The sequence below is a fragment of the Mastigocoleus sp. MO_188.B34 genome (assembly GCF_030065675.1).
GTDB lineage: Bacteria > Cyanobacteriota > Cyanobacteriia > Cyanobacteriales > Nostocaceae > Mastigocoleus.
In genome coordinates this window covers 1-6,830 of record NZ_JASJDK010000215.1, presented here as the reverse complement: position 1 = coordinate 6,830, position 6,830 = coordinate 1, and the positions used below count along the sequence as shown (strand labels likewise).

Sequence of the window (6,830 nt, the reverse complement as noted above, 5' to 3'; positions counted from 1 at the left end):
TTCTCCCTGCTTAATTTCTTCTACATCCCAAACATTAACTGTCCCATCAAATCCTGCTGAACCGATAAATTTGCCATTATGGCTAAACCTAACACTATAAATCTCTTTGTCGTGTCCATTAAATTTGGTCAGAGGTTTACCTTCTATAGTCCAAAGAGTAATTATTCTATCTGAGCCAGAGGAAGCGATCATTTTAGAGTTAGGGCTAATAGTGACGCTATAAAGAATTTTATTATTTCCTTGTAGTCGATTGCGTTCCCTAATGCTGTATATAACTGGTTGAAGTCGTCGAAGATAAAAATTTCGATTAATTATTGGATTAATCCACACTTTTCTCATTTTATCGAGGACTTTCACACTGGCTTGTAGTGCCTCAAGTTGCTGATGATTGTTAAAATGAATTTCAACTTGTGTTGTTAATATTTCTAATTCTCCTTTCTGGGCAATTCCTGCTGCGATTAATCCTCCTGTAGCAATAGCAAATCCTCCTGTAGCAAATAGCCCTACTAGAAGCTGCCAGATACGGCGTTCTCGCCTCAGTTTTGCTTTTTTTTCGCGATCGCGCTTCTCCTGACTTCTGCTCAAATACTCTGCTTCTATCTCTGGAAGCCTAGGTTGACATTTTTCAACCCATTCCTCAATTGCTGCCAATCTTCCGGTAGTTAGCAGGTAAGCCTCGGACTTTTCCTTCTCTAGCCACTCGCGACAATAGTTCTCCAAACGGCGTCTGAGGCGGATATTCTCCCGATTCTCCTCAATCCAACCTTTGAGCAATGTCCACTCTGACAAAAGTGCTTCGTGAGCAACCTCAATGGTCTTCGCATCGGTGACAATCAGACGTTGATTGGTTAATTGGCTGATCACCCACTCCAGAGCAAATGGAGTGTCAGCAATCTCTCTTAGCCGTTTCCAACTGGTACGTCGCCGGGTTACTTCTTGTCCATTGCCCAACTCTACAAGTTCCATCATCAGTTGACGGACAAATGCCTGATCTGCGGTTGAGAAACTCTCATAAAGCAAGTCAGCTCTTCGCTTTAAGGCTCCCTGCACCCGACCAATTTTCTTATACGCCTGTTTAGTAAGATATGATTCAGCCTTATCCTCAATACAGTTTCGCCACAACTCCTGTAGAGCATATTGAAGCAGTGGTAGAGCACCGGGCTGACCCACTACATCTGCAGCAATTTGAGACACTAAGCCTTGCTCATAAGTCACGCCATGTAGGGCTGCGGGTTTCTCAATAGCTTCCTCTAACTCGGTAAAAGTGAGGGGAGTAACCACATAGGTTCCTGGTGGTTCCGTCGAGTTGATCAGCTTGACCACTTCTGGAAATTGGGTGCAGCGGTCGAGAAAGTCCCCGCGAATGGCAATCAAAATCCGCACTTCTGGGTTATTTACTTCTTCAGACAGCATACGAATAAACTGCTGCTGCTCCTCTTGATAACGGCAGAGAGTAAACAGTTCCTCAAATTGGTCCACAAACAGCAAGAAAGGCTGATTGCGCTGATGCTGCTGGTGAAGTATTTCTGTCAGGTTTTGGAGGGGATATTGACCTGGTGTACAGAGAACAATATCCCACTGACCGCTCCCCGGTATGCGATCGCTTTGCAACTGTGGCAATAATCCTGCTTTGACTAGGGATGACTTACCGCATCCAGAGGCTCCAATCACTGCGATAAATCTACTTTGAGTGAGACGGTCTAGTAATTCACGTACTGCCCTTTCACGTCCATAGAAATACTCAGCTTGCGCGGCATCAAATGAGGAAAGTCCTAGATAGGGATTATCTCGCCTCAATTCCTTAGGCGTAAGCGATTTCGGTTCTTTAATTGAGTACTTGACAATGGGAATGGATCTTCCCCATCCCATGTGAATAGGTTCCTGTCCAGAGTGTTTAAGTTGTCTACTAAGAGCATCGAACAGGCGATCGCCACTAATTACTCCTACCTTATCCGCATTATCTGGTGATAAGGCTGCTATTAATGCCCCAGTAAATACACTATGGGTTTCACTCCTCTTAGCACGTGCCTGTTCAAAGCTTCTACAAGCTGTAATAAAGTAGTAATCTATATTGAGGCTAAAAGCTGTTAACCTTGTAACTAGCCCTTGTTCCAGAAAGTACTCAGCATGGCAGCAATCTAGGATCACAACCAGATTACTCAAGTCTGATTTGCGAATCAGTTCGTTCAGTTCATCTAGAGCAATCCCCCCACTGATTCCGACAACTTGCTGATTATGCCATTCAGGTTCACAATCTGATGTTGCCAGGGTTCCACGCTTTTCTCCCAAATTTCCGGTTACGGTAACGCAATGTCCTGTAAAGTAAATAAGGGCTTCATTCTTTGAAGCTTGTTGCCGTAACAAGGTTTGTAATTTCTCACCCAGTTTTTTTCCAGTAACATTCTCCGTCAGGATAGTTATTTCCTGAAACAAGTCCGATTTCTTTAGTAAATTTGCAACAGCTTGAGCATCAGTTGCTGTTTTACTTAAATTCGGTAGTCGTGAGCTTCTATACTCAGAAATTCCGACCAAAAGGGCATATCGTGCCATTTATATTGCATTCCCTAGGAATAGGCAATGATATTTTTTTTACATTATTATGTTATCTTAGCTATCAGTTTCAATGAACACTATGTAGTAAAGTCTTAACTAAAATCTACACAAAATTACTGAAATAATAAATATGACAGAAGCTGAGTACTTGGCTTTTGAAGCCGATGGTCAAATTTACGAAATTACTGCAACTCCAAAAACGACGCAGGATGAGGAATACGAATCATACGGGATTCAAGAAGATGCGATCGCCCAGATGCAACGTGCACGTCACATGATTCGTAAGTGTGCAATGCAAGCTATTAGCGCTTTCCATGATTTTGGGGTTGCAGAAGTGCAAGAAGTAGAACTCAAGTTTGGGTTGAAACTAGGCGGAAAATTGGGGTTCCCTTATATTACCGAAGGTTCTGCTGAAAGCAATTTAGAGATTTCCGTTAAATGTACCTTTCCCCAAACAAAGAAATGAGACTTATGGAGTGATTACCCATTACCCATCACCCACTACCAAAATCACCTTACCCATCATCGAACCATTCTCTAACAGTTGATGTGCTCGTGCTGCATCTTTTAAAGGAAATTGGTGAGCAACATGGATCTTAAGTTCGCCAGCATCCATCCATTTCGCACATTGTCTTAAAATTTCTGTTTGGTGCTGCTGTGCTGACACAAGTCCTTGTAACATCGGTGTCAGCATTAATTCTAAACTAATCCGAAGATTACGCGATCTAGCTACTTTCCAAACTGTATCAGCAGCTGGTTCCAAAATTGTGACCACATCACCATAAAATCGCACCGCAGGAAAAGATTTTTGTAAGGTATCTTTTCCAACAGTGTCAAATAACAAATCTACACCTTCACCATTAGTCCAATTTAATGCAGCTTGGACAAAATCAGTTTGTTGGTAGAAAATTGGGTAGTCAGCACCCAGTCGTCGAACAAAATTAGCTTTTTCTTGAGAACTAACTGTAGTGCAGACATCAGCACCTTTTAACTTGGCTAGTTGGATTGCAACATGTCCCACACCGCCAGCACCTGCATGAATTAAGACTTTTTCGCCCGGTTCCAAACGCCCGCGTTCGTACAAAGCTTCCCAAGCTGTAATCAAAACTAGAGGTGCTGCAGCAGCTTCTGCAAAAGATATAGATTTAGGTTTATGAGCAACAAATTGCTCGTCAATGGTTGTGTATTCCGCATAATTTCCCTGGCGATCGCCTAAACCTCCATGACAAAAATATACTTCATCACCGATACGGAAGTTTTTGACATTTATACCCACAGCTTCTACAACACCTGCACCATCACAACCTAAAATTGCTGGCATCTTTTCTGGATAAAAAGTACCACGTTTACGAATTTTAGTATCGATTGGATTGATACCTGCAGCATGTAATTTAATTAGAAGTTCAGTATCGCCCGTAAGGTTGGGTTTGGGTAATTCCCTCATCTGTAAGACTTCTGAATTACCGACCCCTGTCATTAATATTGCTTTCATTTGTCATTTATCACTTAATATTTTGTCAATTGTTACTGCTAATTCTTAATTTGTGGCTGATTACTATTAAACAGAAAAATATTCAATTAAAATAATTTAAACTGCCTATAGTAAACATACTTGATAATGATTGTAAATTATTACATCTGTCTTAGTTTATAAAGGGTGCCCCGTTTATAAATTCATAGAAATTAGTAAGGATTAATTGTCTTTAGTTTAATAAAGCCATTTATTATTATTAATTGCAGATTGTATCGATTTTATAAAAATTAGATTTTTCTGAAAAAAAATGTATAAAATAGTATTTCTAAAGCTAAATTTGAACTCAATTTAATCTCAATATAAGCCGAAATTGAACCTAAAAATTTCAAGGCTATATATATTTTTGTAGAGACTTGTGGATATTTGCATAAATTTCCCATATCGATAGAAGAATAACATGCAATCCCGTTTATAATGAGTGATTTAACATGATAGTAACAACAGATTTTCCAATATACACTTTAGGAGACTACGCCTACAAAGCGATTCAAAAACACTTCAAAAAAATTCTCAAGTGGGAAAAACTTGTTAGACAAGATAAAGATCCGGAAGCATTACACCAAATGCGAGTAGGAATGAGGCGTTTACGTTCTAGTGTAAATGGTTTTTCTTTAGGTATAGTTGTACCCAAAGCGATAAGTGATAAGAATATTGGTAGAATCGCACGTAAACTCGGTGAATTAAGAGATTTAGATGTACTGCAAGAGACTTTAGAAAATGTTTATCAACCCAATTTACCAGACAAAGAAAAAGTCTTAATGACAGCAGTTTTTAAAACATTAAAAAAACAAAGAAATGATGCTGTTGCTGGTGTTAAACCAATATTAAAAGATGATACTTATAAGTCTTTAAAAGAATCTTTGAAAGTATGGTTAGAAGCACCAACTTATCAAGATTCAGCAGCACTACCAATTCAGCAAGTAGTACCAGATTTACTATTACCAGAAGTGAGTCATTTTTTATTGCATCCTGGTTGGTTAATTGGAACTAAAATTGAAAATACAGATATTGCAGTTCTGAAAGATTGGGAAAGGGAAAAAATAGAGCAAGTGCTGACAAAAGATGGTGAAAATCTCCATAGTTTACGCAAACAAGCAAAAAGATTGCGCTATCAGATGGAATTATTTCCCGATTTATACGGCGATAGTTATAAAAGCCATTTAGCAGAAGTTAAAAAAGTACAAGAAATTTTGGGGCAACTGAATGATAGTGTGGTTTTAGCTGATTGGTTGTCCTATGTCTGTAAATCAAAACTGCTTCATAAACTTCCCACTTTAGCCAAATTAATAGAGGAAAAGCGTTATATTTTGTGGGGGGAATGGCGATGTTTGCAAGAAGTTTATATTAAACCTGAAACTAAACAGGATTTCCGTTTGACGATATTACATCCTTACGACAATCGAACCAATGATGATAATTCAACGCAAGTTGTAGCCTTAGCAACCAACTAATCGCGTTAAATTTCAAGTATTAATGACCAGAAGAATATTTGGTGTTGCTTGCACACATATCAAATATATATAAGCACCCAAAAGGATATTTAAAAAGTCATATTATTTACCTAAAATATTTTGGATACCTTTAAGTCTCCATGCAATTTTTTGGGGACTTTTGTCCGCTTTTTAAGGGAATTGGGGAATCTCAAAAATGATTTTCGGTCATAAGCGATACTTTTAAACATCCTTTAACATGTTTTAAGTAAATTGATTGTATGGTTATGTTTGCAGCAATACTAAATATTTAAATCATTATTAAATGTCAGAAACACTTTTGATGACTGGAGCGAGTGGTTTTTTAGGGTGGTATCTTTGTCAAATAGCTCAAAAAGAATATTCTGTATATGGAACTTACTTGTCTCACCAAATAGAAATTCCCGGAGCGAAGACCTTAAAGGTAAATTTGACGGATGAGAATAAACTAAGACAGGTATTCCAGGATATTAAACCAACAGCAGTGATTCATACTGCAGCATTATCTCAACCTAATTTTTGTCAAACCCATCCCCAAGAGTCCCATAAGATTAACGTTATTGCATCTAAAAATATTGCTGAACTTTGTGCAGATGCTTCCATACCCTGTGTTTTCACATCAACAGATTTAGTCTTTGATGGTAAAAATGCTCCCTATAAAGAAACAGATCCTGTAAATCCAGTCAATATTTATGGTGAACAAAAAGTTATGGCAGAACAGGAAATGCTTACATGTTATCCTATGACTGCTGTTTGCCGAATGCCTTTGATGTTTGGTGCTCCAACTCCGACGGCGAAAAGTTTTATTCAAGGTTTTATTGAAACCCTCCAACAGGGAAAAGAATTAAATTTATTTACCGATGAATTTCGGACTCCAGTTAGTGGTTTAACTGCAGCAAAAGGATTATTACTAGTATTAGAAAAACAATTCAATGGATGTATTCACTTGGGTGGGAGAGAAAGAATTTCCCGCTATGAGTTTGGCAAGTTGATGGTAAAAATATTTCAAATAGCCAATGGAAAAATTAAACCAGGAAGACAACAGGATGTAAAAATGGCTGCACCCAGACCAAGTGATGTATCTTTGGATAGTTCTGTAGCTTTTGAACTAGGTTATAGTCCTTTATCTGTAAAGAAAGAGTTGGAAATGTGTATCAGTTCTTATTCCAAATAAATTCAATATTAGTTACGTAAATAATACATGTAAGGATTAACAAACTACTAAGTAGGTGAGTAAGAAAAATCATAACTTGTTTGTAATAGCGCTTTAGCAC

Annotated in this window: 5 protein-coding genes; 3 read left to right on the top strand and 2 right to left on the bottom strand. The window is 38.3% G+C overall.

Annotation, left to right across the window (positions count from 1 at the left end; all coding sequences use genetic code 11):
* Window positions 1-2,550 (bottom strand): caspase family protein (locus tag QNJ50_RS28045; protein WP_300642355.1); only part of this gene is annotated, 2,550 nt, incomplete at its 3' end.
* A gap of 133 nt (window positions 2,551-2,683) precedes the next feature.
* Between QNJ50_RS28045 and QNJ50_RS28040 the strand changes: the two genes are divergently transcribed.
* Window positions 2,684-3,019: a CU044_2847 family protein gene (locus tag QNJ50_RS28040; RefSeq protein WP_300642352.1), complete on the top strand. Its 336-nt coding sequence runs from the start codon at window positions 2,684-2,686 to the stop codon at window positions 3,017-3,019.
* Window positions 3,020-3,040: 21 nt separating this feature from the next.
* Here the strand turns inward: QNJ50_RS28040 and QNJ50_RS28035 are convergent, their stop codons facing one another.
* A complete protein-coding gene (locus QNJ50_RS28035; protein ID WP_300642350.1) occupies window positions 3,041-4,045 on the bottom strand; it encodes a zinc-dependent alcohol dehydrogenase family protein in 1,005 nt (334 codons plus the stop codon).
* Window positions 4,046-4,515: 470 nt separating this feature from the next.
* Here QNJ50_RS28035 and QNJ50_RS28030 point away from each other — a divergent pair, with 470 nt between their 5' ends.
* Together QNJ50_RS28030 and QNJ50_RS28025 are read left to right on the top strand one after the other, a co-directional pair.
* Window positions 4,516-5,538 carry a CHAD domain-containing protein gene (locus tag QNJ50_RS28030; RefSeq protein ID WP_300642348.1) on the top strand — a complete coding sequence of 341 codons (1,023 nt, stop codon included), beginning with the start codon at window positions 4,516-4,518 and terminating at the stop codon, window positions 5,536-5,538.
* 304 nt (window positions 5,539-5,842) lie between these two features.
* A complete protein-coding gene (locus tag QNJ50_RS28025) occupies window positions 5,843-6,730 on the top strand; it encodes an NAD(P)-dependent oxidoreductase (protein ID WP_300642345.1) in 888 nt (295 codons plus the stop codon).
* Window positions 6,731-6,830: the final 100 nt, after the last annotated feature.

Excerpts from the sequence above, each read along its gene's own strand:
- QNJ50_RS28040 (WP_300642352.1), top strand. The coding sequence starts at position 2,684 with ATGACAGAAGCTGAGTACTTGGCTTTTGAAGCCGATGGTCAAATTTAC.
- QNJ50_RS28035 (WP_300642350.1), bottom strand. The coding sequence starts at position 4,045 with ATGAAAGCAATATTAATGACAGGGGTCGGTAATTCAGAAGTCTTACAG.
- QNJ50_RS28030 (WP_300642348.1), top strand. The coding sequence starts at position 4,516 with ATGATAGTAACAACAGATTTTCCAATATACACTTTAGGAGACTACGCC.
- QNJ50_RS28025 (WP_300642345.1), top strand. The coding sequence starts at position 5,843 with ATGTCAGAAACACTTTTGATGACTGGAGCGAGTGGTTTTTTAGGGTGG.